Annotated in this window: 24 protein-coding genes and 2 tRNA genes; 11 read left to right on the top strand and 15 right to left on the bottom strand. The window is 65.7% G+C overall.

What is annotated here, in order from left to right; genetic code table 11:
• Positions 1 to 61 precede the first annotated feature (61 nt).
• Positions 62 to 589, bottom strand: coding sequence for a hypothetical protein (locus GA0116996_RS16055; RefSeq protein WP_092313579.1), 528 nt, complete (start codon positions 587 to 589; stop codon positions 62 to 64).
• Positions 577 to 969, bottom strand: coding sequence for a tyrosine-type recombinase/integrase (locus GA0116996_RS16050; RefSeq protein WP_244159892.1), 393 nt, complete (start codon positions 967 to 969; stop codon positions 577 to 579). The genes GA0116996_RS16055 and GA0116996_RS16050 overlap by 13 nt, the downstream gene beginning before the upstream one ends.
• Positions 970 to 1,059: 90 nt before the next feature.
• On the opposite strand from GA0116996_RS16050, the gene GA0116996_RS28065 reads away from it, so the two are divergent.
• From GA0116996_RS28065 to GA0116996_RS28285, 4 genes are all read left to right on the top strand, one after another.
• Complete coding sequence (locus GA0116996_RS28065) at positions 1,060 to 1,479, top strand: lysozyme (protein WP_141693746.1); 420 nt, start codon at positions 1,060 to 1,062, stop codon at positions 1,477 to 1,479.
• A 561-nt stretch (positions 1,480 to 2,040) separates the two neighbouring features.
• Positions 2,041 to 2,448, top strand: a complete 408-nt coding sequence (locus GA0116996_RS28060; protein ID WP_133250545.1) for a hypothetical protein — start codon at positions 2,041 to 2,043, stop codon at positions 2,446 to 2,448.
• A 274-nt stretch (positions 2,449 to 2,722) separates the two neighbouring features.
• Positions 2,723 to 3,859, top strand: coding sequence for an acyltransferase family protein (locus GA0116996_RS16035; protein ID WP_092313570.1), 1,137 nt, complete (start codon positions 2,723 to 2,725; stop codon positions 3,857 to 3,859).
• Positions 3,860 to 4,560: 701 nt separating this feature from the next.
• Positions 4,561 to 4,701, top strand: a complete 141-nt coding sequence (locus GA0116996_RS28285) for a hypothetical protein (protein ID WP_165835159.1) — start codon at positions 4,561 to 4,563, stop codon at positions 4,699 to 4,701.
• Positions 4,702 to 4,716: 15 nt separating this feature from the next.
• Here the strand turns inward: GA0116996_RS28285 and GA0116996_RS16030 are convergent, their stop codons facing one another.
• From GA0116996_RS16030 to GA0116996_RS16020, 3 genes are all read right to left on the bottom strand, one after another.
• Positions 4,717 to 4,941, bottom strand: coding sequence for a DUF2188 domain-containing protein (locus tag GA0116996_RS16030; RefSeq protein WP_092313567.1), 225 nt, complete (start codon positions 4,939 to 4,941; stop codon positions 4,717 to 4,719).
• Positions 4,942 to 5,206: 265 nt separating this feature from the next.
• On the bottom strand, positions 5,207 to 5,713 hold the full coding sequence (locus tag GA0116996_RS16025) for a cupin domain-containing protein (RefSeq protein WP_092313564.1): 507 nt from the start codon (positions 5,711 to 5,713) through the stop codon (positions 5,207 to 5,209).
• Positions 5,714 to 5,757: 44 nt separating this feature from the next.
• Entirely contained in the window at positions 5,758 to 6,018 is a 261-nt protein-coding gene (locus tag GA0116996_RS16020) for a hypothetical protein (protein WP_092313561.1), read from the bottom strand.
• A 185-nt stretch (positions 6,019 to 6,203) separates the two neighbouring features.
• Here GA0116996_RS16020 and GA0116996_RS16015 point away from each other — a divergent pair, with 185 nt between their 5' ends.
• From GA0116996_RS16015 to GA0116996_RS16005, 3 genes are all read left to right on the top strand, one after another.
• Positions 6,204 to 6,590 (top strand): hypothetical protein, encoded by a 387-nt coding sequence (locus GA0116996_RS16015; RefSeq protein WP_092313558.1) that lies wholly within the window; start codon positions 6,204 to 6,206, stop codon positions 6,588 to 6,590.
• A gap of 130 nt (positions 6,591 to 6,720) precedes the next feature.
• A complete protein-coding gene (locus GA0116996_RS16010) occupies positions 6,721 to 6,921 on the top strand; it encodes a hypothetical protein (protein WP_167355519.1) in 201 nt (66 codons plus the stop codon).
• A 169-nt stretch (positions 6,922 to 7,090) separates the two neighbouring features.
• The gene (locus tag GA0116996_RS16005) at positions 7,091 to 7,444 is read left to right on the top strand and encodes a hypothetical protein (RefSeq protein ID WP_092313555.1); all 354 of its coding nucleotides are present in this window, start codon (positions 7,091 to 7,093) and stop codon (positions 7,442 to 7,444) included.
• 21 nt (positions 7,445 to 7,465) lie between these two features.
• Here GA0116996_RS16005 and GA0116996_RS16000 read toward each other — a convergent pair whose 3' ends face one another.
• Entirely contained in the window at positions 7,466 to 12,319 is a 4,854-nt protein-coding gene (locus tag GA0116996_RS16000; RefSeq protein ID WP_092313552.1) for an NAD-glutamate dehydrogenase, read from the bottom strand.
• A 165-nt stretch (positions 12,320 to 12,484) separates the two neighbouring features.
• On the bottom strand, positions 12,485 to 13,045 hold the full coding sequence (locus GA0116996_RS15995) for a MarR family transcriptional regulator (RefSeq protein WP_092313549.1): 561 nt from the start codon (positions 13,043 to 13,045) through the stop codon (positions 12,485 to 12,487).
• Between the two features lie 386 nt (positions 13,046 to 13,431).
• On the opposite strand from GA0116996_RS15995, the gene GA0116996_RS15990 reads away from it, so the two are divergent.
• Complete coding sequence (locus GA0116996_RS15990) at positions 13,432 to 14,949, top strand: acetyl-CoA hydrolase/transferase family protein (protein WP_092313547.1); 1,518 nt, start codon at positions 13,432 to 13,434, stop codon at positions 14,947 to 14,949.
• Positions 14,950 to 15,015: 66 nt separating this feature from the next.
• Here GA0116996_RS15990 and GA0116996_RS15985 read toward each other — a convergent pair whose 3' ends face one another.
• The 3 genes from GA0116996_RS15985 to GA0116996_RS15975 form a co-directional block, all read right to left on the bottom strand.
• On the bottom strand, positions 15,016 to 15,375 hold the full coding sequence (locus tag GA0116996_RS15985; RefSeq protein WP_092313544.1) for a hypothetical protein: 360 nt from the start codon (positions 15,373 to 15,375) through the stop codon (positions 15,016 to 15,018).
• A 320-nt stretch (positions 15,376 to 15,695) separates the two neighbouring features.
• Positions 15,696 to 16,676 carry a tripartite tricarboxylate transporter substrate binding protein BugE gene (locus tag GA0116996_RS15980; RefSeq protein WP_092313541.1) on the bottom strand — a complete coding sequence of 327 codons (981 nt, stop codon included), beginning with the start codon at positions 16,674 to 16,676 and terminating at the stop codon, positions 15,696 to 15,698.
• Positions 16,677 to 17,019: 343 nt separating this feature from the next.
• A tRNA-Lys gene (locus GA0116996_RS15975) sits at positions 17,020 to 17,095 on the bottom strand.
• Between the two features lie 140 nt (positions 17,096 to 17,235).
• Between GA0116996_RS15975 and GA0116996_RS15970 the strand changes: the two genes are divergently transcribed.
• Positions 17,236 to 18,144: a LysR substrate-binding domain-containing protein gene (locus tag GA0116996_RS15970; protein ID WP_092313538.1), complete on the top strand. Its 909-nt coding sequence runs from the start codon at positions 17,236 to 17,238 to the stop codon at positions 18,142 to 18,144.
• A gap of 138 nt (positions 18,145 to 18,282) precedes the next feature.
• On the top strand, positions 18,283 to 19,671 hold the full coding sequence (locus GA0116996_RS15965; protein ID WP_092313535.1) for an 8-oxoguanine deaminase: 1,389 nt from the start codon (positions 18,283 to 18,285) through the stop codon (positions 19,669 to 19,671).
• Between the two features lie 108 nt (positions 19,672 to 19,779).
• On the opposite strand, the gene GA0116996_RS15960 is transcribed toward GA0116996_RS15965, so the two are convergent.
• Positions 19,780 to 19,855: transfer RNA gene (locus tag GA0116996_RS15960), tRNA-Lys, on the bottom strand.
• Positions 19,856 to 20,082: 227 nt separating this feature from the next.
• On the opposite strand from GA0116996_RS15960, the gene GA0116996_RS15955 reads away from it, so the two are divergent.
• On the top strand, positions 20,083 to 20,346 hold the full coding sequence (locus GA0116996_RS15955) for a DUF1488 family protein (RefSeq protein WP_018006788.1): 264 nt from the start codon (positions 20,083 to 20,085) through the stop codon (positions 20,344 to 20,346).
• 182 nt (positions 20,347 to 20,528) lie between these two features.
• On the opposite strand, the gene GA0116996_RS15950 is transcribed toward GA0116996_RS15955, so the two are convergent.
• The 4 genes from GA0116996_RS15950 to GA0116996_RS15935 form a co-directional block, all read right to left on the bottom strand.
• Positions 20,529 to 22,322 (bottom strand): SulP family inorganic anion transporter, encoded by a 1,794-nt coding sequence (locus tag GA0116996_RS15950; protein ID WP_092313532.1) that lies wholly within the window; start codon positions 22,320 to 22,322, stop codon positions 20,529 to 20,531.
• A 20-nt stretch (positions 22,323 to 22,342) separates the two neighbouring features.
• Positions 22,343 to 22,861, bottom strand: a complete 519-nt coding sequence (gene hpaR, locus GA0116996_RS15945) for a homoprotocatechuate degradation operon regulator HpaR (protein ID WP_092313529.1) — start codon at positions 22,859 to 22,861, stop codon at positions 22,343 to 22,345.
• Positions 22,862 to 22,970: 109 nt separating this feature from the next.
• Positions 22,971 to 23,801, bottom strand: a complete 831-nt coding sequence (gene xth, locus GA0116996_RS15940) for an exodeoxyribonuclease III (protein ID WP_181487010.1) — start codon at positions 23,799 to 23,801, stop codon at positions 22,971 to 22,973.
• Positions 23,798 to 25,882, bottom strand: coding sequence for a M3 family metallopeptidase (locus GA0116996_RS15935; RefSeq protein WP_092313526.1), 2,085 nt, complete (start codon positions 25,880 to 25,882; stop codon positions 23,798 to 23,800). The genes xth and GA0116996_RS15935 overlap by 4 nt, the downstream gene beginning before the upstream one ends.
• Between the last annotated feature and the right edge of the window lie 9 nt (positions 25,883 to 25,891).

Raw genomic sequence — 25,891 nt, 5'->3', positions numbered from 1 at the left:
CAGGGTAGCGTTGCCACCCACCTTTTTGGATGACATCCAATATTCTGGGGCGATCCAGGGATCAGCTACCAGTCGCGGCTGGCGTTGCAATCCAGAAGTCTTGCCTTGGTTCCAGCGGGTACTGAGGCGTGAAATGACCGCCGAACCCGGTCAGGTAGACGTATACCGCGATGCGATGATTCCCGTCCATGATGCGCAAGCCCGACGCCTCTTGGATCAGCGCTGGGGCTTTGGGAAGCCTTCCATGCGCTAGGGTGTACTGAAGGATGCTTGTTAGCCTCTCTCGGCTGTTAGAAATCGCCGAGTACTCATTTTGCTCGCCCAGCAGGCCCGCCCGTAACAGTCCATTGATTTTTCCAACCTCGCCGTCGGCCAGCGTGTCGGGCACCAGCGAACGGTTCTCCAGGGTCCATGACAAGCTGCGGTAGAACCTGAGGGGGCGCATCCCCAGCAGGTACCGCCACCTTTTCATTGGCATGCCATCCTCATCCTTGAGAGGAGGCCATCCTTCCGACTTGGCGTAGGGTAGCAGCCAGTCGGTCGACACCTCATCCGGAAAATTTGGTAGATCACGCTTCAGAGCGTCCATGGGCGGCTGTAGGGCAGGTGGGCGGGGTTGCCAGAATTGTATGCGAGGGAATCACGCGGCCGGCAGCCGCTGGTGAGCAGTCGAAAGCGGTACCTCGCGCTGCTTGCGTAGCCCTCGGTGGTCGCGCGATCGGTATGCGCGCCGGCCACCTGCAGGGCCTCGATGTCGTATCCCGCCTTCTTCGCGTCCGTGAGCGCCTTGGCCCGGATGTCCTTCACTGTGTAGTCCTTGCCCTCCAGCTTTGCCCGCACCAGCGCATCGCGCCACGCATCCCGGCATGCCGCCGCGGTCTTCGGCTTCCCGTTGCGGTCGGTTACGACGTGACCGGTCAGCGACTGCACCTTGAGGTCGCGCTGGAGTTCCTTGGCACGGCGCAGCACCTCGTCGATTTCCGGCGTGATCGGCCAGTCGACCGCCTCGCCGCTACTGTCCGCCGTCTTGCTGGGGATGAAAAGGCCCTCAAGGAGAACGTGGCCGAGAACACCGAGTGCACGCGCCGGACCGAAGCCAACACACAGGGACTGGTCGAGCTGTTCGACGCCCTCTCTGGTGGATTCAAGGTCATCGCGTGGCTTGGGCGGGCTGCAAAGCCAATCTGGCTACATCGCAGGCGCGCTGGCGGCGGTCATTGGCCTGTGGACGGCCATCAAGGGAGGTGGAATCTAATGAGCGAGGCCAAGTTGATCGCGCTGGTCGGCGCGCCAACGGCGGCTTGGCTACTTGCCATCACGCCTCAGCTTGAGGGCAAGGTCCTGCCCGGGTACAGGGAGCCGATCGGCATTGTCACCGCTTGTTCCCCGTTGTGCGATCCGGGCGTTGTGGCTGATGCGATCCGAGAATGGTTCGATTGCTTCGATGATGCCGCAGGCCGCGGTTGCATGCGGTGGTGACGGGGCCAAGCTGGGGCGCATAAGATGTCGCTCGAGGCGCGGATGCCTACATTTTGTCGCACTCGCGCATATAGAGATACTCGCTTTGGGCTCGCTTATCGAAGCGATTGGGGCCATTTCGAGCGCCGGGCACAACGTCGATGTTTCCAACGAGGGCGGGTAGCCGGATTGCTGGCTTGGGGCCGCCTAACGGTGAAGCTGCATCCCCTTCGACGCGTGCTTGGAGCCCTGCGCATCTCGTCGATTTTGTATCACGCTCGTCCCTCTCGTGAAGAACTCTATTGGCCTTAGCCGCGGCGCCCAAGTCAGAGCTGGCCACCTCCGCATCGCCCACCGCGATTGTGTTTGCTTTCCCTATTTCGCTCGCTGCCGCCAAAGTCAACAGCAAGACACCATAGCAAGCAGCGCGTGAAATCATGAGACGTTTCCGTTTTGTCAAATCGCTATTAGAGCGCAATCAAATCGATGAACTTGTGATGAGCGTCACGTGAAAGTGCGGGATGCTGTGATATTTGTTTCGCCGCTGCAGACCTAACGGCGCCTTCAAAAAGGAGATGCTCAATGAAAAAACGTGCTCTTGCTGCGTTGTTGATATGCGCTATTTCAATTTCATCATACGCATCGGATCGTCTAAATTTAGGTCAAAAGTTATATTTTGGGCAAAATATAGAGTCGCCGAATGGGCAATACCGTTTGCACATGGAAAGTGACCAGCGCCTGGTTCTTCGTCAGAGTGGAGTGGAAATTTGGCATGTGAAAGGTCAATATTCCGAGGATCGTGGCGCTGTGCGTGCCGAGCTTCGTAGCATACTTGGCATAATCTCATTGGATTTGATAAATTACAGAGATGAGACGGTTTGGAGTAATCCGAGATGGAATTATCCAGGTGGGGTTGTTCCAAGGTTGACGCATTTGCAAGTGCAGAATGACGGAAACGTTGTTTTGTATACAAGGCTTAATGCAGAGTGATGGGAACTTCGTCATCTGCGCCAACGAGACCCCGATTTGGGCAACTAATACGGATGGAAGACCAAATTCTGCGCTAGCTTTTCAGCCGGATGGCAACTTGGTTCTTTATCATCTCATGCCAATTTGGGCGAGATTCGGAATGGCGCCGGGATTTCAGCCGGGGCCCGCTGAGCCACCCAGCACATTCAAGATCTGGGAGTGGTTGTTTTAAGAGCTAAATGAAGAAGGGGTATGCCATACTCTTCTTCTGAGTCAATTTTTTCAGAACTTTTGAATGACCATCTCGCCGTGGCAGATAAGAATTCGTGATTCGGAACTTCGGTTCAGTAATATAGACGCACTTCGTGCGATAGCTGCATTGCTAGTGCTTTGGATGCACGCGTCAGAAGTCTTCATCTACTTGGTGCGTGAAAAAGACGCTGGCGGTGAGTGGGTTTATAGACTGTCTGACATTTTTGACTTTGGTCGTATCGGTGTTGTTAGCTTTTTTGCGATTAGTGGATTTGTTGTCCCTATGAGTCTGAAGGGCCCCGCTAGTGCGACTGAACTGAAGTTGTTCGCTATTGGGAGGTTTTTCCGACTTTACCCGGCGTTTTGGGTTTCGATTGTTCCTGGTGCTGTTACGTTCTACTGGATATGGGGCAAGTCGTTTACCATTTGGGATCTGCTGCTGAATTTTACAATGATGCCGGAGTGGCTTGGTGCACTCCCGGCAGAAGGTTTGTATTGGACGCTGCAGATTGAAATGGTTTTTTACGCCATTTGTGCGATTTTATTTTGGATGGATTGGATTCGTAATGCAGATCGCCTCTTCCAAGTCTGCTTCACATTTTTTATCGGCTATGCGCTACTCCGAGATAAAGCATATGCTATTAACCTTGCACATTTGTCGATCATGTTTTTTGGGGCGCTATGCAGGCAGTTGGTCAGCATGAATGACGGGATTGGAAGGAGGAGGTTGCTACGAGCGATAGGGCTATATGCATCGCTTTGGTTGATATTTATACCGGCGTACGGTGTAGTCGCCATAATGCTTGGAAAATATGATTATTCAGTTAGTCGTTTCTTTCTGGCATATGGAATTGGAATCCTGCTTTTCCTGCTCGTGTTGGCTTTGCCGAACCTTAATGCTGCATGCCTGGTTTGGCTTGGGCGTATCAGTTATTCGATTTATCTCTTGCATCCGATTGTACTATTTTCGCTTTACTGGATAATTGGCCGCGGATACGTGCCGTGGATGCAGGCACTGAATCTCGGCGTGTATGTCGCTCTATGTGCGTTGATAACGATAGTACTTGCTGCGGTCAACTTCTATCTCGTAGAAGAGCCAGCCAGGCGCTTAGGGCAGCGAATAAAGCGGAGGATCCGATTGCAATCCCAAGGCGATGCTTCGCTGCTTCGCCCGAATTGACGACCCAGCCCCGACCCCAGCGCGAGCGCATAGCTATACAGCCAAGCGCCATCCTCGGCGATGTCCAGACAGAGCAACCTGGGTGTAGCCTTGGCCTCCAACCCCCTGCAGTGTGCGGTCCTGCGCCTCTCAATGGCCTGCTCGGTCAGGTCCTTCCCCTTACCAACCAACAGATCGAAGATGCAATTCGTGAATTTGGTCGGGGCCGCGGTACCAACCTTTACATTTGGGGTGATTCACGAATGAACCTACGCCTTCGCGCTATCCGCCGAAGTCGGCGGGATTGGTCCTCTCGGCGCGGAGCCGGACGCCGCCGGCCAGTGGCTGGATGTGCAGCTCGATGTTTTCGCGCCGCGCGCGAGCCCAGCCCGCGCTGATCGCGGCTTCAAGCGTAGGGAAAAATTGACGCGGCTCGGACGTGCGGCAAGTTAGAGGGATTGAGCTAAGCTATTGTCTTTTTGTTACGTTTTATACCTATATGGGGTGCAGCTGGTCGGAGGTTCCTCTCGCCCCGACCAGACAAAAAACCCGCTTGGTAAATCGCCAAGCGGGTTTTTTTATTTCCGTGTCTTGTGGCGCGCGTGTGCTGCTTCGCGCCTGGAACCAGCGTGGTCACCTGAACGCAGCAGTGGCCGTTTTTCGATTCAGCCCATTGCACCTATAGTGGTGGCACAGTGGACTTCATCGCGACGGAGGCTGTAATGACCGACAAGGGCAACGGGATCGCCGGCACCACATGCATCGCCTTGGCAGTAGCTGGCCTGGCACTGACCGCATCGCTGGTGCTTGCTTATTACGCGACGCGCGCGCGTGTGGAAGGGCTGCGCGCCAGCGGCGGCTGACGCGCGGCGGACTGTTCAGCCCTGGATATCGCGAGGATCGTTGCCAAAGCTGTTGCGCATCCGGATGCGGCCGTCGCGGCCGTGGACGAGCAGTTCTGCATGGAGCTGCCGGGCTTTCTCGGTGCCCGCCGCGATCGCGTCTTCTTGCGTCGCGTAGAGTTGGCGCCCGCCCGCGCCGTCTTCGGATTCAATGGCCCAGCCGTTGTCGAGCGGTACGACGTGGATGTTCTTGGCCGGCATGGCGCACCTCCGTGGTGGAAGATGCCCTAGTCTCCACGCTGCTTACTGTGGCCGGTATCGGTGCCCGTCTGACAGCGCCGGTGTCTTTTGCGGCGCAGTGCCCTTGGCAGCATTGGCCATGTGACCCCTCGGCCCTCAAATCAGAAAAGGCGCCCGGATACCGGGATGCTCCGGGCATGGCGCCGACGCAGGTGCACGTAGACTGGCTGCGCTGTACTCACCAGCCCGCCCGCACCCCGCCTCGGCGGGCTGTTTTTTTGCGGCGCTAGCGGAGTAGCCGCTGCCACCGCATGTCATGTCCGCGCACGAGACCGGCAAGCGTCGCCGCGCTGGCCAGTTCGAATTCGCTGAACTGGAAGGCCGGCGCCACGGTGCAGCCGACCAGCGCAAAGTCCTCGGGGCCGCCAGCGTCCGCGCGTTCGGCGGCAAACCACTGGCCACCCGGCACCAGCGCCTGGAACGCCGCGCCGGGATGCCGCAGCGGGTCGCCCAGGCGCTGGGTGACGATGGTGCCGTCGACGATGCGGTGCACGTCCAGCGGGGAGCCGGCGTGGTAGTGCCACAGCTCGTCGGAGCGGATGCGATGCCAGGCGGAATAGTCGTTGCCGCAAAGCATGTAGTGGATGGCGGTGCAGGCTTCGCGCGTGCGTCCGTCCTGGCATGCGACGCGTTCCTCGCTGCGATAGGTTTCGCGGTAGTAGCCGCCTTCTGGATGCGGCCGCAGGTCGAGTGCGTGGATCAGCTGGCGGGCGGTCGGACTCAGGTCTGGCATGGGGGCACGGCGCGCGGCGCATTGGCGGAATCGGAAGGCGTAGCTTAAAGCAGGGCGAAGCGCGCCTGCGCGGGGCCGACCAGCGCCGGGCGGCTCACCGGATAGCGGTGGCGCATGCCTTGCGCCTCGAACGAGAGGAAGTCCGGGATCCAGCGCAGCGACTGCAGCTGGCGCGGCTCGATGCCGTCGACCAGGATGGCGCCGGCGTTCACGCACACGCTGCCGCAGCGCAGGCGCACGGATTCGGTGTCGTCGCCGAAGTAGTGGGCTTCCAGCAGGATGGAATCGGACTGGTACAAGGGCATGGCAGTGTCCGGATACTGTATGAATGTACAGTATAGCCGCGGCGTGCCGTTCGGTCATCCTCCCGATTCTCAATTTCCGGCGGCGGCGCGGCGGTACGTGGTCGCTGCCTGGTATAACCTGAAACCGGTGACAGTTCCTCACGACGTTGCCTTGCCGCGACCGCCGGGTCGCTACAGGAGATGCCATGGCTGCGAGCGGAAGCAAAGCCTGCTGGTTCGGCCTGGGCGTGCTGCTTGGCGTGGCGGCCGGCGGCGCGTTGGCGCGGGCGGCGCGCGCGGACGCCGCTCAGCGCGAACCGCTTCAGTCCGATGCGCCGCTGCTGCCTGCCGATGTCACCGCGGACCAGGTGCTGACCGATGCCGCCACCGACGTATTGGAGTACCGCGGCTTCGTCATCCACGTGTTCTGCCATGCGCTGGGCATGGGGCGGTTCAAGGCGCTGTGCGATATCTGGGAATCGGGCGCCGTGGTGCTCGAAGGCGGGGCGCCGCCGACCACCCATGCCACGCCGGACGAGGCGCGGTCCGCGGCGATTGCGTGGGCGCAGCAATGGGTGCAGCGCAATGGCTGAAGCGCGCGGCCATGCCGGCCGACCGGCGCAATCCGCGCAATCGGCGGCAAATCGACCCGCTGGCGCGCGACAGGCCTGATAATCGCGTCCGTGCCGGCAGTCGATCGGCACGAATCCTCCAGGAGAATTCATGTTTGTTTGTGGGAACCAGGCTTGCGGCGCCAGCTGGGAGCCGGACGAGGTGCAGATCCGCGATGAAGGGCAGGGACTGGTGTTCCGCTGCCCGCAGTGTGGCGCGCGCAACCATGTCGTGGCGCGCACGGCGAAGGATGGCAGCACGACCTATCGCCAGGTACCCGCCGGCGCAGCGCAAAAGGCACCGGCGAAGTAGCCCGCCGGAGCGCGGCCGAAGGTGCCGGGGAAGGCACCGGCCCAGGGCCGCGCCAAGCCCGCATCGCGATAACGGGCACCGGCGGCAGGCCATGTTACCCCACCTGTGTGGGGTCAAATTCACATCGTTGGCGGCTTAAGCTAGTTTAGGCAGGACCGTTAAACACAACATGGACTTTGCCGACCTCCCCAACGACCCCGCTTCCAATGCCGAGCGCATGGGCTGGGCCAACGCTTCGCCCGAAGTTATCGCGAAGGTGTTGAACTCGGCGCTGGCGGCGCAGGACCTGTCCGGCTTTGCCGCGCTGCTGTCGGACATCGCGCGCGACCGCGGCCTGAAGGGCGAGCGCGCGGCGCACCAGTCGATCTACGACATGCCGTACGCCAGCCTGTTGCCGCGGCAGAAGCACCTGCTGTCCGATGCCTTCGAGCTGCTGATCGTGCTTGGCCTCGAGCTGCGTCCGCGCAGCGCCGACGCCGATGCGGACCTCGGCGCTGACCCTGACACTGACACCGACGCGTAAGCCGCCACGCAGCCGGCGCGGCTAGCTTCGCTCCAGCATGCCGATCTCGCGCACAGCGACTGACAGCATTGACAGTCCCGCGGCCCCCGAGGCGCGCTGGTCCGCCAGCATGCGCGTGAAGCGCTCGAGCGCGCCGTGGCGGCTGGCGCGCCAGGCGTCGATCATCGCTTCCGGCGAGGTCTGATCGCCCGCCTGCGAGAGCACGCTGACCGTCAGCGCGCGCTTGAGCCGTCCCAGGTCTTCCAGCGTGGTGGTGCGCGCCAGCAGGTCCCAATGGGTGTCCGACGGCAGCGCCAGCGCGCGTTCGCGCAGCCAGCTGAAGCTCAGGTGGCTGTCCAGCGCGAAGTAGACGCCGGCCACCAGATCCAGGCTGCGCTCGCACGCCGCGGCGACTTCGGCAATGTCGAGCGCCGCGGCGGAAATCTCGCTGCCGGCCACGCGCGCGGCCAGCGTCTCGCCTACTCCCGCTTCGATCAACGCACGCGTATGCTCGGTCAACGCCGCGGCATCGGCCTGCGGCAATAGTTGCGGCAAGCGGGGCCCCAGCCACTGTGCCGCCTGTGCAAAGCGCGCCAGGTCTTCGGCGGCGCTGCTGCCGCTGCGCAGATAGCGGATGAACCACAGGCACGCGCGCTCCAGCAGCAGCGCCACCGAGCCGAACATGCGCGCCTGTTCGGCGTCGGCGACGCGATTGTCGAGCGCGTCGATCTCTTGCCACAGCGCGGTCAGCCCGAACACGTCGCGCGCGATCAGGCAGGCGCGCACGATATCGGCGGGTCGCGCATCGGTTTCTTCCATGATCCGGTGCACGAAGGTGGCGCCGATGCGGTTGACCAGCATATTGGTCAGATGCGTCGACAGGATCTCGCGCCGCAGCGGATGGCGCTGCATGGCCTCGCCGTAGCGCTGGCGCAGCGGCACCGGGAAGTAATCCACAAGCAGTCCGGACACCAGCCCGTCCTCCGGCACGTCGGAGCCCAGCAGTTCGTCGTACAGCCACATCTTGCTGTAGGCCAGCAGCACCGCGCGCTCGGGCGAGGTCAGGCCTTCGCCGGCGAGCTTGCGCTCGGCAATGTCCTCGTCCGACGGCAGGAATTCCAGCGCGCGGTTCAGCCGCCCGGCGCGTTCCAGCCAGCGCACCAGGCGTGCCTCGCCGTCGAGCAGCGCGCCGCTGCTGCGGCCGGCTACCGACAGCGCCTGGGTCTGGTAGTAGTTGTCCTGCAGCACCAGCAGGCCGACTTCGTCGGTCATCTCGGCCAGCAGCTTGTTGCGCTGCTTCTCGGTCATCTCGCCGTCGGCCACCACCAGACCCAGCAGGATCTTGATGTTGACCTCGTGGTCAGAGCAGTCGACGCCCGCCGAGTTGTCGATGGCATCGGTGTTGATGCGGCCGCCCTTGCGCGCGAACTCGATGCGGCCGAGCTGGGTGAAGCCGAGATTGCCGCCTTCGCCGACTACCTTGCAGCGCAGGTCGCTGCCATTGACCCGCACCGCGTCGTTGGTGCGGTCGCCGGCCTGCAGGTGCGTTTCCTGGCTGGACTTGACGTAGGTGCCGATGCCGCCGTTGTAGAGCAGGTCCACCGGCGCCATCAGGATGGCGTGGATCAGTTCGGCCGGCGACAGCGCGCTCGCCGTGATGCCGAGCACCTTCTGCACCTGCGGCGACAGCGGGATGGTCTTGGCGGTGCGAGGAAAAATGCCGCCGCCGCCGGAGATCAGCGTGGCGTCGTAGTCGGCCCAGCTCGAACGCGGCAGCCCGAACAGGCGCGCGCGTTCCTGCAGGCTGCGCGCCGGATCCGGATCCGGGTCGAGGAAGACGTGGCGGTGGTCGAACGCGGCCACCAGCCGGATATGCGGCGACAGCAGCATGCCATTGCCGAACACGTCGCCCGACATGTCGCCGATGCCGGCCACGGTGAAGTCCGTGGCCTGGATGTCGATGCCCATCTCGCGAAAATGCCGCTTCACCGATTCCCACGCGCCGCGCGCGGTGATGCCCATCTTCTTGTGGTCGTAGCCGACCGAGCCGCCGGAGGCGAAGGCATCGTCCAGCCAGAACCCATACTCGGCCGAGATCGCGTTGGCGAAGTCAGAGAACGTAGCCGTGCCCTTGTCCGCGGCCACCACCAGGTAGGGGTCGTTGTCGTCGTGGCGCACCACCTCGGGCGGCGGCACCAGCTCGCCGCCGACGAGGTTGTCGGTCAGGTCCAGCAGCCCGCGCAGGAAGGTCTGGTAGCAGGCGATGCCTTCGCGCAGGAAGGCGTCGCGGTCGGTGGGCGGCGGCGGGCGCTTGACCACGAAGCCGCCCTTGGAGCCGACCGGCACGATCACCGTGTTCTTGACCATCTGCGCCTTCATCAGGCCCAGCACTTCGGTGCGGAAGTCCTCGCGCCGGTCCGACCAGCGCAGCCCGCCGCGCGCCACGCGTCCGCCGCGCAGGTGCACTCCCTCCACGCGCGGCGAGTAGACCCAGATCTCGAACATCGGGCGCGGCTCGGGCAGGCCCGGCACCAGGGCCGGATTGAACTTGAACGACAGGTACGGACGGGGCTGGCCGTCCTCGCCGCGGTGGAAATAATTGGTGCGCACGGTGGCGTTGATCACGCCGAGAAAGAGCCGCAGGATGCGGTCTTCGTCGAGGTTGGGGACCTTGTCCAGCGCCGTGCCGATGTCGGCCAGCAGCTTGTCGCAGCGCGCCTGGCGCGCGGTGTCGGCGGCCACCTGGCTGAAGGTGTCGAAGCGCGCCACGAACAGCGCCACCAGCATCGCGGCAATGCCCGCATTGCCGGTCAGCGCGCGTTCGATATAGGCGTCGCTGAAGGTGGAGCCTACCTGGCGCAGGTAGCGCGCGTAGGCGCGCAGGATGGTCACGTCGCGCGCGGCCAGCTCGGCGCGCAGCACCAGGCGGTTGAGGTCGTCGTTCTCGATCTCGCCGTGCCATGCGCGCGCGAAGGCGTCCTCGAACAGCGCCTTGACGCGCGCGATGTCGAACTCCGCGGCAGCGCCGCCGTCGGCGATTTCGAGCCCGAAGTCGTGCACCCAGACCAGCGCGCCGCTGTCGGGCTCGATCCGGTACGGGCGTTCTTCATCGACGCGCACGCCCAGGTGCTCCAGCATCGGCAGGCTCAGCGACAGCGCGATCGGTTCGCCGGCGCGGTACACCTTGAAGCGGAAGGCACCGGGCGCGGCTTCGATCGGGCGGTACAGGTTCATCGCCATGCCGTTGCCGCGCACCGCGTGCTCCATCAGCTCGATATCGCGCACCGCGGTGCGCGCCGGATAGTCTTCGCGATAGCCGGCGGGGAACGAGCCGCCATAGCGCTGCAGCAGCCGGTTGCCGTGCTCTTCGCCGTGGCTTTCGTGCAGCGCCTCGGCGAGGTCGTCCTGCCAGCGGCGGCTGGCATGCACGATGCGCGCTTCCAGCTCCTGCGTGTCGACCTTGGGCATGGTGCCGGGCTCGCCGCGAACGGTCAGCTGGATGCGCGCCAGCGGCGATTCCGACAGCAAGGGCGTGAACTCGCAGCTGGTGCCGTGGAACGCGGCGGTCAGCAGCTTCTGGATCTTCTGGCGCAGGTCGGTGTTGTATTTGTCGCGCGGCACGAACACCAGGCACGAGACAAAGCGGTCGAAGCGGTCGCGCCGCACGAACAGCCGCGTGCGCTGGTGTTCCTGCAGCCGCAGGATGCCGGTGGTGATGTCGAACAGCTCGTCCTCGGTCGCCTGGAACAGTTCGTCGCGCGGATATTGCTCGAGGATCGTGACCAGCGACTTGTACAGGTGGCCCTTGGCGAGGAACCCTGCGCGCGCCAGGATGTTGGCGCATTTGCGCCGCACCAGCGGGATGTCGGCGATCGGCGCCATGTAGGCGGTCGAGGTGTAGAGGCCGACGAAGCGCCGCTCGCCGAACAGCTGCCCGTTTTCGTCGAGCAGCTTGACCCCGACGTAGTCGAGATAGCCGGGCCGGTGCACGGTGGCGCGCGAATTGGCCTTGGTCACGAAGATCGGCGAGCTGCCTTCGATGATCGCGGTGGCCGCGGCGGGCAGCGGGGTCAGGTCTTCGGCGTCGGGCTCGCGCAGGCTTTCGCGCAGGATGCCGGCGCCGGAGCCGGCCACGCCGCGCAGGAAGTAGCGCCCGTCGCGCGCCACCAGCTGGTAGTCGCGCTGTCCCAGAAACGAGAAATGGTCGTCCATCATCCATTCCAGGAAGGCGCGCGCCTCGACGCTTTCCGCTGAGGCCGCGTCGGGCGACTGCGCCATGGCATCGATGGTGGCGCGAGTGATGTCGCACATCTCCGGCCAGTCTTCCACCGCGGCGCGCACGTCGACCAGCACCTGCGAGATGCCGCTGCGCAAGGCGTCGAGGCGCGACGACTCGCCGGTGCGGTCGATCTCGAAATGGATAAAGGACTCCAGGCGCGAGCTGTCGCCGGCTTCGCCGGCGCCGCCAGGAGCGATCCGCTCGATGCCGGCGCCGCCGCGCCAGACCCTGAACACCGGATGGATGGCGGAATGCAGCGCCAGGCCCTGGCGATTGATCTCCATCGTCACGGAGTCGACCAGGAACGGCATGTCGTCGTTGACGATCTCCACCACGGTATGGTCGGAGTGCCAGCCGTGCTCTTCCAGGTTGGGGTTGTAGACGCGGATGCGCGCGCTGCCGGGGGTGAACTTCTGCGCTGTCTGCCAGTGCGCCATCACGGCGCCGTACAGGTCGGCCACTTCGCGCCGCAGCAGGTCTTCGGCGTCGGCCTGGTCGTAGTAATGCAGCAGGAAGGGCTCGACCACGCTGAACATCGCCGCCGGCAGCCTCCCGCGCGCGAAGTTGGCCAATTCGTCCAGCAGGTGCGCGACCTTGTCTTCGTTCTCCTGCGGCATGTTCCCCTCCTCGCGGTGTCGATGGGCCGCCGGGGCATGTGCCGGGGCATGCTCATACTTTAGGAAAAATCCGAGTGCCCGGCGCAACAAAGTGGCGGGCACCGGCGATCGCGAGGGAGGGGCATGGAAGGGTCCCGACGGCGAGCCGCGGGACCCGGGCAGCGCTCAGAAGCGCGTGGCGAGGCTGGGGCAGGAGGACGGGCGGTGGGCGACCGGCGGCACGCCGGGGCAGGGCAGCGGCTGGCCATGCTGGCTGTGCCGTTCCTGCCGGGGGGCCTCGGAGACGGCTCTGACCTGGCGCGAGGTGTGGCCGTCCAGCGTGGTTTTCATCCGATCCAGCAGGCCGGCCAGCGCGGCACGTTCCTGCGAATTGAAGGAGGCGACCGAGACGCTGTGCAGCGCGCTCAGGGCCTGCGCGGTACGTTGCACCCGCGCGGTGGCGCCTTCGGCGATGCGGGGCGCCAGTGTCGCGGTGTACTCGATCCAGCCGTCGCGGCGCAGTTCGTCGAGCATGGTCTCCGACTGCGCCGCGTCGAGCGGCATCGGACCAGCAAGCGGCAAGCCACGCTTGAAGGCACCCTGGCGGATGGCCCGCAGCAGCAGCCACTGGGAATAGTTAAGGCCCGAGGCGCGCAGGGTCTGGTCCAACGCACCTTGCCAGGCGGTGACTGCATCAATCAGGGCAAGGACAACCGGCTCGCTGGGTTCGAGGGGTCTTGGCTGCATGAATGGCGTCTCCTGTTGTGGTTTGCCGCCACCGCAATGCACAGGCACCCGCAGGGGTGCAAGGGGCCGGAGCATGGCCGGCCCGGGCGGCCCGGCCGCCGCAGCCTCTGGGGCGGGCTGGGTCGACCGAACGGCGAGACTAACAGAAACTTTTGGCGGATTTGTGACACTGCGGGAATGTCCTGAGCCGGCAGCGCGCGATAGTGGCGGCGGCTGCGCGCGCCCTCTGCCGAACTATGAAAAATGCGACTTGGATGGATAACTTTAAATCATCGCTGGAATAGGCGTGTCTGGCTACACTGCCTGCCGGAGACCCCGCAACCAGGCGCAGGCCAGCACGGGGCGAACGGCGCAGGCACGGGCCGGCCGTCAGACCGGAGATCAAGATGTACAAGGAACGTATTCGCCTTGCCAGGCTGCATGACAAGGTAGTCTCGGCCGACGAAGCCGCCGCGCTGATCCGCGACGGCATGACGGTAGGCATGAGCGGATTCACGCGCGCGGGCGATTGCAAGGAAGTGCCGTTCGCGCTGGCGCGGCGCGCCGCCACCGAGCCGCTGCGCATCACCCTGATGACCGGCGCCTCGCTCGGCAACGACATCGACCGGGTGCTGGCGGAGGCCGACGTGATCGCGCGCCGCCTGCCGTTCCAGTCCGATGCCACGCTGCGTCGCAAGATCAATGCGGGTGAAGTGATGTTCATCGACCAGCATCTGTCGGAGACCGTGGAGCAGCTGCGCTCGGGCCAGATCGCGCCGGTGGACGTCGCGGTGGTGGAAGCGGTGGCGATCACCGAGCAGGGCGGCATCATCCCCAGCACCTCGGTGGGCAACTCGGCCAGTTTCGCCATGCTGGCGCGCAAGGTGATCGTCGAGATCAACCTGAACATGCCGCTGGCGCTGGAAGGGCTGCACGACATCTATTTCCCGGTGCAGCGCCCGTACCGCCAGCCGATCCCGCTGATCGCGCCGGCGCAGCGCATCGGCCTGCCGTATATCCCGATCGATCCCGAGAAGATCGCCGCCATTGTCATCACCGCCAAGGACGACAGCCCGTCCAACGCGCTGCCGCCGGATGCCGATACCAGCCAGATCGCCGGCCATCTCAATGAGTTCCTGCTGCGCGAGGTGCGCGCCGGGCGGCTCTCGCCGTCGCTGCAGCCGTTGCAGGCCGGCATCGGCACCATTGCCAACGCGGTGCTGCACGGGATGGTCGAGTCGCCGTTCCGCGATCTGCAGATGTACTCGGAAGTGCTCCAGGACAGCACCATCGAGCTGCTGGATGCGGGGCGCCTCGCCTTTGCCTCGGCCTCGTCGGTGACGCTGACGCGCGAGGTGTACCAGCGCTTCCTGGCGAACCTGGACCGTTACCGTTCGCGCCTGCTGCTGCGGCCGCAGGAAATCAGCAACCATCCGGAGATCCTGCGCCGGCTGGGGCTGATCACCATCAACACGGCGCTCGAGTGCGATATCTACGGCAACGTCAACTCGACCCATGTGGGCGGCACGCACATGATGAACGGCATCGGCGGTTCGGGTGACTTTGCCCGCAATGCGCACCTGTCGGTGTTCGTGACCAAGTCGGTGGCCAAGGGTGGCGATATCTCCAGCATCGTGCCGATGGTGGCGCACGTCGACCACACCGAGCACGATGTCGACATCATCGTCACCGAGCACGGCCTGGCCGACCTGCGCGGCCTGGCGCCGCGCGAGCGCGCGCGCACCGTCATCGCCAACTGCGCCGACCCGCAATACCGTGACCTGCTGGGCGATTACTTCCGCCGCGCCTGCGCGCATGGCGGCCAGACCCCGCACCTGGTGGAAGAGGCGCTGTCCTGGCATGCCGCCTTCCGCGACCGCGGCACCATGCAGCCGGTGCGGCCGGCACCGGCGCTGGCCGCCTGAGGTCAGGGCAATCCCCAAAACAAAACAGCCCGCGCAGGCGGGCTGTGTGACCGGGCGAGGGCGGTGTTACTGCGCCTTGGTGCCCTGGCTGGCGGGCGCCTTGGCGCCGTCGGTGTAGGGATCGGCCTTGCCGGCCTTGGCGCCGTCGGTGTATGGATCGAACTTGCCGGACTTGGCGCCATCGGTGTTCGGATCGAACTTCTTGCCCGAGTTGGTCAGCTCCGACTTGGTCGATTGCTTGGCGCCGTCGGTGTACGGGTCGAACTTGCCGGACTTGGCCGCGCTCTGGTTCGGGCCGGCTTTCTTGGTGTGGCTGCCGCTGTAGAGATCGCCGCCGTCGGTGTAGTTTTTCTGCGCATACACCTGGGTCGCGCCGAGCGCGGCCAGTGCTGCAACGATCAGGGTCGAAACGGACTTCTTCAGCATCTTGTTAATCCTCGCGAATGACGGTCGCGCAGCGCCTGCGCGAAACCGGTTTGGGGCCGGACGTTGGCCGGTCGACTGCCGGCGCGGGTTGCGGAGCACCCGGTAAATGTACCGAGTCGGCGCATGTCCGCAAAGTGAAAGTTTCTTCTAGACGTATTGAACGTTACCGACACGGCCGGCGTGCTGCGCGGGATCAAACGCGCGCGCAATAGGAATAATCTGAGTGGCGCGCCGGGCATTTTCGGATGCCGCGCATAAAAAAACCGGCTGCCGTGGCAGCCGGTTTCCAGTTCGGGAGGCGGCTCGCGCCGCCTGGCCGTTTATTCCAGCGTGATGTTCTGGTCGCGCGCGATCTTCTTGCGCAGGTCCAGCTCGCGCTTGATCTGCGTGGCGTATTGCTGCGGCGTGTTGCCGTCGGTGTAGGCCCCGCTGTCGGCCAGGCGGCGCTTGACGTTGGGATCCTGCAGCGCCTTGACCGCGGCGTCATGCACGCGCGTGATGATCGCCGCCGGCGTGCCGGCCGGGGCCACCAGGCCGTACCAGGCCATGTTGTTCATGTCCTTCATGCCGGCTTCGGCAAAGGTCGGCACGTCGGGCAAGCCTTCGACGCGCTTGGGCGCCGCCACCGCCAGCGCGCGCAGCTTGCCGGCCTGGATATGCGGCATCGACGACGGCAGGTTGTCGAACTGAGCGTTGACCTGGCCGGCCAGCGTGTCGTTCAGCGCCGGGCCCGATCCGCGGTAGGGGATGTGGACCATGTCGGTCTGGGTGATGTCCTTGAACAACTCCCCATCCAGGTGCGAGATGCTGCCCTTGCCGGCCGAGGCGTAGCTGTACTTGCCCGGGTTGGCCTTCAGCATCGCCACGAATTCCTTCAGGGTCTTGGCCGGAACCTTGGGATTTACCGTCAGCACGTTGGGCACGTTGACCAGGTTGGTGATCGGCGCGAAGTCCTTGAGCGGATCGTACGGGTTCTTGGGGTTGGTGGCCGGGTTGGTCGCCATGGTGCTGACCGTGGCGATGCCCAGGGTGTAGCCGTCCGGCGCCGACTTGGCGAGCGCATCGGCACCGATGGCGCCGCCGCCGCCGCCGCGGTTTTCCACCACCACCGGCTGGCCCAGTTCACGGCCCAGGCCGTCGGACACCGCGCGCGCCACGATATCGGTGGTGCCGCCGGCCGCGAACGGCACGATCAGGCGGATCGGCTTGGCAGGGTAGGACTGGGCGTGCGCCAGGCCGGCGTGGGCCAGGCCGAGGGCCGCGATGCATGCGGCTGCGCCGGCGTTAAGGACTGCTTTCAAGGAGGGCCTCCATTCTTCTTTCACTGATTCGCCAGCCAGGCTGCAGGCGTGTCCGCGGATCGGCAGCGGATCCGGCGCCCCGCGCTGTCAGGGTTTCCCGGGCTGGCATGACCGGGCCATATCGGGATGCGGTACGGCCGGCGCCTTTGGATAGTTCCGCGATACGGAACTATGTTCCACAATGGCGCGGGAGCGATTCAACCGGGAAAGCGCCTTCAGGGGAATTGGTGAGAACCCGCGTATCAAGAATCGGGCTGCGCTGCCGATCGCGCGCGTGGCCGGGATGGAGGCAAGCGCAAAAGCAAAAAGCCGGAAGCAAGGCTTCCGGCTTTTCTGAATTCGCTGGTGGGGCGTGAGTGACTCGAACACTCGACCTACGGATTAAGAGTCCGCTGCTCTACCAACTGAGCTAACGCCCCAACGAAGAAAAAGATTGTAGCAAGGTATCGGATGCGGCGCAATAGCCTTTGCGGCATTTTTTACGGTGTCTGACCGCTACAATGCAGGCCGCCGTCATGCGCCTCCGCGCCGGCACCGCACCCACCAGTTTGCCAGCTCCATGCACGCCAGAGTCCTACGCTATCTCGACGAGGTCGTCCGCCGCGGTTCCATCCGCAAGGCGGCCGAACACCTGCACGTAGCGCCGACCGCGGTCAACCGGCAGATCCTGGACCTGGAGGCCGAACTGGGCGCGCCGCTGTTCGAACGCATCAACAAGCGCCTGCGACTGACGCCACTGGGCGAGATGGTGCTGGCGCACGTCCGCCAGACGCTGCGCGAGCACGACGCGCTGCGCGAGCGTATCGAGGACTTCAAGGGGGCGCGCCGGGGCGAGGTCACGGTGGCGGTGACGGCAGGCCTGGCGGGCTCGCTGATGCCGTCGCTGGTGCATGACTTCCGCCAGCGCTATCCGGGCATCGTCGTGCGCGTCAACGACCTGCCGGTGGCCGACATCGTGGCGGCGGTGGAGCAGGGCGATGCCGACCTCGGCCTGGGCTATGACCTGCCGGAACTGCCGGCCTTTCGTGCGCTGGCCAGCAGCGACTGGCAGATCGGCGCGGTGGTGCCGCCTGGCCATGCGCTGGCGGCGCGGCCATCGGTGCTGCTGAGCGAGTGCGTCGGCTATCCGCTGATCCTGCCGGCACCCTCCCTGTCGATCCGCGGCCTCCTCGATGCGGCCTTTGCGCGCAATGCGATCGAGGTCTCGCCGGTGGCGGAATCGACCTCGACCGTGCTGATCCGGCAACTGGTGCTGCTGGGGACCGGCATTGCGCTGCTGAACCCGCTCGATGTGATGGAGGAGCGCGCACGCCAGGCCCTGGTGTACGTGCCGTTGCGCGACCGCCACCTGCAGGGCCAGACGCTGACGCTGGTGGCGCGCGCCGGCGGCCAGCTCAGCGCCGCGGCCGGGCTGATGGCGGAGCGCATCGGCGACGCGCTGGCGATGCTGTTCGCGCAAGCGCGCTGAGCCGGGCTCGGCGGCTGTCCACTTTTTGTGGACAGGCTGCTCGGAATTCTATGCTTGGGACGCGGCATCGCGCCGCCGTAGACTGGCGGCGATCGTATCTGCCCTCAATCCCATCCGCTTCACAGAAGGAATTCCGCCATGACCCTGATAGCCCTCAATGCCGACGTCCTGGTGACCATGGACGCCCAGCGTCGCGAGATCCGCGACGGTGCGCTGGTCGCCGAAGGCCCCGCGGTGCAATGGGTCGGCCCCACCGCTGAACTGCCGCCGCAATACCGGCGCATGGTCGACGACGGCAGCGCGCAGGTGCTGGACATGCGCGGCCGCGTGGTCACGCCCGGGCTGGTCAACACGCACCATCACATGTACCAGAGCCTGACGCGCGCGGTGCCCGCGGCGCAGGACGCCGAGCTGTTCTCGTGGCTGACCAACCTGTACATGCTGTGGTCGCACCTGACGCCGGAAATGATCGCGGTGTCGACCAAGACCGCGATGGCCGAGCTGATGCTGTCGGGCTGCACCACCACCAGCGACCACCTCTACCTGTTTCCCAACGGTTCGCGCCTGGACGATTCGATCGCCGCGGCGCAGGAGATGGGCATGCGCTTCCATGCCGCGCGCGGCTCGATGAGCGTGGGGCGCAGCAAGGGCGGGCTGCCGCCTGACGTCGTGGTGGAAGAGGAAGCTGCGATCCTGCGCGACAGCCAGCGGCTGGTGGAGCAGTACCACGACAGCGCGCGCCACGCGATGCTGCGCGTGGTGCTGGCGCCGTGCTCGCCGTTCTCGGTATCGCGCGACCTGATGCGCGAATCGGCGGTGATGGCGCGGCACTATGGCGTGTCGCTGCATACGCACCTGGCCGAGAACGACAACGACATTGCCTATTCGCGCGAGAAATTCGGCCTGACGCCGGCGCAGTATGCCGAGGACCTGGGCTGGGTCGGCCACGATGTGTGGCACGCGCACTGCGTCAAGCTGGACGACGACGGCATCGCGCTGTTCGCCCGGACCGGCACCGGGGTGGCGCATTGCCCGTGCTCGAACATGCGGCTGGCATCGGGCATTGCGCCGGTGCGTGCGATGCGCGATGCGGGCGTGCCGGTGGGCCTGGGGGTGGACGGCAGCGCGTCGAACGACGGCGCACATATGCTGGGCGAGGCGCGCCAGGCGATGCTGCTGCAGCGGGTGGGCTACGGTCCGGCCGCGATGAGCGCGCGCGAGGCGCTGGAAATCGCCACGCTGGGCGGCGCGCGCGTGCTCAATCGGGACGATATCGGCGCGCTGGCGCCGGGCATGTCGGCGGACTTCGTCGCCTTCGATCTGTCGTCGGCCGGGTTTGCCGGCGCCGGCCATGACCCGGTGGCGGCGCTGGTGTTCTGCACGCCGGCCAATGTCGCGGCCAGCGTGATCAATGGCAAGGAAGTAGTGCGCGACGGCGAGCTGCTCACGGCCGACCTGCCAACGGTGCTGCTGCGCCATCGCGCGCTGGCGCGCACGCTGTTCGAACGAGCCAGCGTCGGCGCGTGACGAAGTGCCACTGCGGCACCGGCCGGTGCCGCAGCGCATCCGCGCCGCCAGTGGCGTCCAAAGCAAAAGGCCGGAAGCATTGCTGCTTCCGGCCTTTCTTGTATTCGCTGGTGGGGCGTGAGTGACTCGAACACTCGACCTACGGATTAAGAGTCCGCTGCTCTACCAACTGAGCTAACGCCCCAACGAAGAACGAGATTTTAGCATGATTTCCGGCGCTGTCAATTGCCTGACGCAATTGCCATGGCAAGCTGCGCGAACGTGCCCCGCATGCGGAGGGGTTGGCCGATGGAACCGAACGGCGGTCGCGATTGTCTTCCGAATGAACCCTGTCGCATAGGGTTCTACCCATACGATTTTGCCGGAGCCATGTTAGGATGTTTCTCCACTTGCATATGGAGGGCTGCACCGATGGATATCAAATTCCAAGAGCAAGAGCGCTACGACATCAATAACGAAGGCTTGTTGTTCCAGGCACTTGTCAATGGCGAGAAGGTGACTTGCGTGGTGACACGCGAAGCACTGTGGGAAGGTTTCAGCGCCGACCAGGTGCTGTCACTTGAAGAAGCATTCCGCGCCGGCCGCGAAACCATCGAACGCGCCGCTGTGGTGCTGATCGAGCAGGGCGCGCCGCAGCCTATCGTCGTCAAGCGCGCCCACGTGGCGCCGATCTGATGCGGATGGATGCCCCGGCCAGCCCCAGGCAAGCCGCGGGCGCCCATCTGGTATCAGGTCTCAGAGCATAGGCCGTCCGGCCTTGCTTGCCAGCCGGCGCCGCCGGCGCAGGCAATCCCCAGTTTCTTCCGTTTTTTTTGCCGCCGTGACCGTGGCGAAGCGCGCCTGTGCGGGCGCTCCGTTCATGGCTGCGCGCAAGCTGCCGGCGCCGACGTGGCGCCCGGCCGCGACGCGCATTCCTCGAAGATGCGCACGGTACAGCGCGCGCAGACTTGCGGCGACAGCTGATCGATGATGGTGTGCAGCGCCTGCCGCTTGGTCGGAAACACATGGTCGGCGCCGAGCTTGTCGGTAAAGCCGGTCTGCGCCCAGGTCTGCAGCACCTGCGTGCGCGGGCGGTGGAAGTACAGGTCGCCGCCGAGCGCGCGGCGCTCGCTCAGCTCGTATTCCCACATTTCCGCGCCGGCGAGGTCGATGAAATTCATGCTCTTGGTCATCGCCAGCAGGTGGGTCTGCCCGGGGTTGACAGTGCGCAGCCAGTGCAGGCGATCCGTCACGTATTGCACCGCGCCGAAGTAGATTGCGCCTTCCATGCGCAGCAGCTTGAGCTGCGGGCATTCCGGTTGCGGGCGGCGCAGCTCGTCCAGCGGCGTGAAGCGACGGCCGGGATCGTCGGCATCCGGCACCAGGCTGCGCACCGCGGGCCGCGAGGTGCGGTACAGGTAGGCCACCAGCGACAGCACGGTGCCGAGCAGCACCGCCATTTCCAGCCGGATCACCAGCGTGGCGGCAAAGGTGCCGATGGCGATCGCGAACTCGGTGCGGCTGAGCGTGAAGATGCGGCGCAGCCGCGCGAGGTCGAGCAGGCCCCACGCCACCAGCAGCAGCATCGCCGCGATCGCCGCCATCGGGATCTGCGCCAGCAGCGGGGCGCTGACCGCGACCAGCGCCACCAGCCACAGTGCCGAGAACACGCTCGCCAGCGGCGTGCGCGCGCCGGCCTCGAAGTTGGGCACCGAGCGGTTGAGCGAGCCGCAGGAGATATAGCCGGAGAAAAAGCCGCCGGCGATATTGGACAGGCCCTGGCCGATGAACTCGCGGTTGGCATCGATATGCTGGCCCGAGCGCAACGCCACGGCCTTGGCGATCGAGATCGACTGGCCCAGCGCGACGATGGTCAGCGCCGCGGCAATGCCGAGCAAGTCGGGCAGCTTGCGCCAGTCCATGTCCGGCAGCTGGAAGCGCGGCAGCGCCGAAGGAATCGGCCCGACCACGCTGACCTGGTGGCTGCCAGACTGGTTGAGCAGCAGCGCCACGCCGTAACCGGCCAGCAGGCCCAGCAGCATGAACGGCAGCCGCCGCCACAGCCGCTTGCACAACAGCGTGACCGCCAGCGTGACCGCGCCTACCATGGCCGCGTTCCAGTTGATGGTGCCGGCATGCTCGACCAGGTGGCGCAGCACGCCGAAGGCGCTGGTGCCGGTCGGCACCGACAGGCCGAACAGGTCCTTCAGCGCGTACAGGCCGATCAGCGTCGCGGCGCCGCAGGTAAAGCCGAGCAGCACCGACGGCGAAATAAAGTTGGCCAGCGAGCCCAGCCGCAGCGTGCCCACCGCGAGCTGCATCACCCCCACCACGATGGTGACCGCCAGCGCCAGTCCGATATAAGCAGGACTGCCCGCGAACGCGAGCGGACTCAGCATCGCGAACAGCGCCAGCGAGTTGGCGTTGGTGGGCCCCGACATGACGTGCCAGCTGGAGCCGAACAGTGCCGCCACGATGCACGGCACCACCGCGCTGTAGATGCCATATTGCGGTGGCAGGCCGGCGAGCGTGGCGAAGGCCACCCCTTGCGGCAACACCAGCACGGCGCCGAGCAGTCCCGCCACCAGGTCGGCGCGCAGCGTGGTCGGGTCGACGCGCTGGCTCCATGGGAACAGGCGCGGCAGCAGGGATCCGGTGGTCGGCGCTGGCATCGGCAAGGAACCTGGGCGGGCTAGCCCGCTTCGCCGCCGCGCCCGGATGGCGGCAAGGCGGCGGAGGCGGGAGGTGTGGATGGGGCAGGGGCCGGCTGCGGGCCCAGGCTGGCCAGCATGGCGTCGAGCGCGCGATAGACCTCGGCCAGCCGCTCGGCACCCAACTGCTGTTCGAGCTGCTGGTAGCGCGCCTCGATCAGCGGTTCCATTCCAGCGACGACCTCGTACGCCGCAGCGGTCAGGTTCACCAGCTGGCGACGCTGGTCGGTGGCGGAGCGGGTGCGCTCCACCAGCCCGGCGTCTTCCATGCCCGCCAGCATGCGGGTCAGGCTGGGGCTCAGGATCAGGCAGGCCTCGGCAAGCTGGTTGGGCTCCATCGGCCCGCGCTCGTTGAGCGTGCGCAGCACGCGCCATTGCTGCTCGGTCACGCCGAACTGCCGCAGGATCGGCCGGAAGCCGGCCAGCAACGCTTCGCGCGCTTGCAGCAGCAGGTGGGGGAGATTGCGATGGCGAAACATGGCCTGGCTGGGAGGGCTCATGCCCGCAGTGTAGCGGGCGCGGCCGGGCGCGGCGAGCGGGGCTTGCCCGGGCTTGCCTGAACCCGCGCCACGCGCCAGTGTGACCGGCGGGCACGCACGCCGCGCCGGGTCAGCCGCAATGCAGTGTCGCAACCACCGGGGTGTGGTCGGACGGCTGCTCCCACGTGCGCGGCACCCGGTCGATCACGCACGCGGTGCACTGCCCGGTCAGCGCCGGAGACAGCAGGATATGGTCGATGCGCAGCCCGGCATTGCGCCGGAACGCCAGCATGCGGTAGTCCCACCACGAGAATGCCTTCTCCGGCTGCTCGAACTTGCGGAACGCATCGGCCAGGCCCAGTTCGAGCAGCGCGGCAAAGGCGGCGCGCTCCGGCGGCGAGACCAGGTTCTGGCCTTCCCACTTGGCCGGGTCGTGCACGTCGCGGTCCTCCGGCGCGATATTGAAGTCGCCCAGCAGCGCCAGCCGCGGGTGGCGCACCATTTCCTCGCGCAGCCACGCGGTCATCGCTTCCAGCCATTGCAGCTTGTAGGCGAATTTCTCCGAGTCGGGCGCCTGCCCGTTGGGGAAGTAGGCGCAGACCAGCCGCAGGTCGCCATAGGTGGCGGCGATTACGCGCTGCTGCGCGTCCTCGAAGCCGGGGATGTTGCGCACCACGTCGACGGGGCCGGGCATGCTCGCGTCGCGTGCCAGGATGGCGACGCCGTTGTAGGTCTTCTGGCCGGTGTAGATGCTGTGGAAACCGGCGTTTTCCAGTTCGGCCAGCGGGTATTTGTCGTCGGGCAGCTTCAGTTCCTGCAGGCACAGGGCGTCGATCGGCGCGCCGGCCTGGTCCTGCTCGGCCAGCCACTGCAGCACCTGCGGCAGGCGCACCTTGAGCGAATTGACGTTCCAGCTGGCGATGCGCAGCGGGCCCTGGCCCGGCAGTCCCAGCGCGCTCATGCCGCCATCCCGCCATGACGCAGCAGCGCGTCGATCTGCGGCGCGCGGCCGCGGAAGGCCACGAACGAGTCCATCGCGGGGCGGCTGCCGCCCACCGACAGGATCTCGCGCTGGTAGCGCGCGCCGGTTTCGCTGTCGAGCACGGTGCCGGACAGTTGCGCGGCCTCTTCGAACGCCGCGTAGACGTCGGCCGACAGCACTTCGGCCCACTTGTAGCTGTAATAGCCCGCCGCATAGCCGCCGGCGAAGATATGGCTGAAGGTGTTCGGCCAGCGCGACAGCGGATGCTGCGGCACCACGTGGACGCGGTCGTTGATCTGGCGCGACAGCTCCAGCACCGAGGTGGCGCCGGCCGGATCGAAGTCGGTGTGCAGGTGCATGTCGAACGACGAGAACACGATCTGGCGCAGCGTCATCATGCCGTTCTGGAAGTTCTTGGCCGCCAGCATGCGGTCGAACAGCGCGCGCGGCAGCGGCTCGCCGGTGTCGACGTGCTGCGTCATGCCGGTCAGCACTTCGTACTCCCAGCAGAAGTTCTCCATGAACTGCGACGGCAGTTCCACCGCATCCCACTCCACGCCGTTGATGCCCGACACGCCCAGCTCGCCCACCTGCGTCAGCATGTGGTGCAGGCCGTGGCCGAACTCGTGGAACAGCGTGATGACCTCATCGTGCGTAAACAAGGCGGGCTTGCCGCCGACCGGCGCCGAGAAATTGCAGGTCAGGTAGGCCACCGGGGTCTGCACGCCGCCGTGCTCGAGCACCTTGCGGCCGCGCGCATCGTCCATCCACGCGCCGCCGCGCTTGCCTTCGCGCGCATACAGGTCGATATAGAACTGGGCCAGCAGCGTGCCGTCGGCGGTGCTGACGCGGAAGAAGCGCGCGTCCGGGTGCCAGGTCTGCGCCGGCTCGGATTCGATGCGCACCGAGAACAGCTTCTGCACCACGCCGAACAGGCCCTCGAGCACCTTGGCTTCCGGGAAGTACTGCTTGACCTCGTGCTCCGAGAACGAATAGCGCTGCTGGCGCAGCTTCTCCGAGGCATAGGCCACGTCCCACGGCGCCAGTTCCGGCAGGCCCAGTTCCGCCGCGGCGAAGGCCTTCAGCTCGGTCCAGTCCTGCTCGGCGTAGGGGCGCGCCTTGACCGCCAGTTCGTCGAGGAACTTGAGCACCTCGGCGGGCGACTCGGCCATCTTCGGCACCAGCGAGACTTCGCCATAGCACTGGTAGCCCAGCATCTGCGCCTCTTCGCGGCGCAGCGCCAGCTGCTCGCGCATATTGGCGGTGTTGTCCCAGTCGGCCTGGCCCTGGCCGTGCTGCGGCCCGAGCTCGGACGCGCGCGTGACGTTGGCCTCGTACAGGGTCTGGCGCAGGGCGCGGTCGTCCGCGTACTGCAGCACCGGGAAGTAGGAGGGGAAGTGCAGCGTGAACTTCCAGCCGGCCTTGCCATCCTTTTCCGCGGCGTGGCGGGCGGCTTCACGGGCATCGTCGGGCAGGCCGGATAGGCGCGCCTCGTCCTCGATCACCAGCGCGTAGGCGTTGGTCGCGTCCAGCACGTGGTCGGAGAAGGCCTTGGACAGCTGGGCCTGCTGCTCCTGGATCTCGGCAAAGCGCGGCTTCTTGTCCTCGGGCAGTTCGGCACCGCCCAGGCGGAAGCCGCGCAGCTCGTTCTCGATCAACTGGTGGCGCGCCGCGCTCATGCCGGCGAACTCGGGGCTCGCCGCCAACGCCTTGTATTTTTCATACAGCGCCAGGCTCTGGCCGAGCGACGACCAGAACTCGGTCATGCGCGGCAGGTTCTCGGCATGCGCCTGGCGCAGCTCGGGCGTATCGGCGACGGCGCTGAGGTGGCTGACCACGCCCCAGGCGCGGCCCAGCGGCTCGGTGGCGGCTTCCAGCGCCTGCACGGCGTTGGCCCAGTCGGCGGGCGTGGCGGGATCCTCGGCGCGGGCGACGGCCTGCTGCGCGCGCTCCAGCAGCACGTCGAGCGCGGGGCTGATGTGCTCCGGCCGGATCTCGGCAAAGCGGGGCAGGTCGGAAAAGTCCAGCAGCGGATTGGTAGCGTTGGCGGCGTGGTCCATGGCGTGTTC

It is taken from the genome of Cupriavidus alkaliphilus, assembly GCF_900094595.1.
GTDB classification, from domain to species: Bacteria; Pseudomonadota; Gammaproteobacteria; order Burkholderiales; family Burkholderiaceae; genus Cupriavidus; species Cupriavidus alkaliphilus.
The sequence above is the reverse complement of the archived record's forward strand: the minus strand, read 5'-3'. Positions and strand labels throughout refer to the sequence as shown.